Here is a 1,452-nt window from a genome sequence, read left to right as displayed (position 1 = left end):
CCGTACGCCGCCGCCGCGACCGCCCCCTCCCACTCCTCCACGGCCCGCGCGATCGGCCCGGAAGCGAAGTTCTCCCCGCCGACCCGAATCCAGTCCCCGGACCGGCCGGCGAAGAAGAAGTTCCCCTCAGCGTCCCGATATGCCAGGTCACCGGACCAGAAGTGGCCGTCACGCAGCTTGGCCTCGTCGGCCTCGCGGTGCTTGTAGTAGCCCTCGAACGCCCCGGCCCCGGCGAAGTTCACCATCTCCCCGACCTCACCGACCGCACACTCGGCGCCGGTCTCCGCATCGACGATCCGCACGTCCCCGATCGGCACGCCGAGCGCCAACGGCGGCGTGGACGGCAGCCGGTAGAACGAGATCCCACCCTCCGTCGAGCCGAACGCGTCGGTCACCACGCACCCGAAGCGTTTGGCGAACCGCTGCACGTCGGCCGGCGCCGCCTCGTTACCGAACACCTGACGCAGAGTGTTGTCGGAGTCATCGGGCTTCTCAGGAGTAGCCAGGATGTACGCGAGCGGCTTGCCGACGTAGTTCGCATACGTGGCGCCGAAGCTACGCACGTCCGGCAAGAATCCCGACGCCGAGAACCGACGGCGCAGAGCAAGCGTCGCGCCAGTAGCCACCGCCGGGACCCACGCGGCGATGACAGCGTTGCTGTGGAACAGCGGCATCGCGCAGTACAGGACGTCGTCCTTGGTGAGCCCACGCTGCGCGGCCAGGCTGGAGCCCTGCGAGGCGAGCTTGCCCTGCGAGCAGACCACGGCCTTCGGCGCGGAGGTCGTGCCGGAGGTCAGGATGAGCATGAAGGGGAGCTCTGCGACGCTCGCCACGTCTTCATCCCGGTTCTTATCCCGGTTCTTATCCTGGTCCTCGTACTGGAGGTAGGAACAAGCGCTGAAACCGTTGTGCAGCAACGAAGACCAGTCTTCACCCGAGTCGACGTCCACCACCGGAACACCGCAGTCGCGCACCATGTCCGCGAACCGGGACTCGGTGACGATCAACGCGCAGTCCGTGTGCCGCGCGTCCCGCACCACCTCGGCGGCACCGCGCGTCGGATTCAGCCCGACCAGCGTGAACCCGCCGAGCGCCGCCGCGCCGAGCAGGTAGGAGAACTCCGGCACGTTCTCCATCAGCACCCCGACATGCCGCGGCGCCTGCCCTGCCGCCGGCAGCCGCTCGGCCAGCCACGCGGCGCGCGCCGCACTGCGCCGCACATGCTCGTCCCACGACACGCGCCGCACGACGCCGTCCGGTCCAGTCCAGGTCAGCGCAGTGGCGTGGTCACCGGCGCGGGCAGTGAAGAGCTCGGCGACGGAGGTGTTCCAGCGTCCGGTCATGCCGCGCAGGGTAGGGACTGGCGCATCAGACTTCCAGGGCCATCGAGGCGGCCCGAATCACCCACACATCAACGCCGCAACCCGATGCCCCACCCCAAGGCTGCAACCC

General features: G+C 69.1%; 1 protein-coding gene. It reads right to left on the bottom strand.

The window, feature by feature from the left end:
* Nucleotides 1-1,343, bottom strand: a 1,343-nt coding sequence (locus GWK61_RS54525; protein WP_194922282.1) for an AMP-binding protein, incomplete at its 3' end; no start/stop codon positions are given.
* Between the last annotated feature and the right edge of the window lie 109 nt (nucleotides 1,344-1,452).

This window comes from Catenulispora rubra, assembly GCF_015356825.1.
Classification (GTDB): Bacteria; Actinomycetota; Actinomycetes; order Streptomycetales; family Catenulisporaceae; genus Catenulispora; species Catenulispora rubra.
Note: the sequence above shows the minus strand (reverse complement) of the source record. Positions and strands in the feature narration are given on the sequence as shown.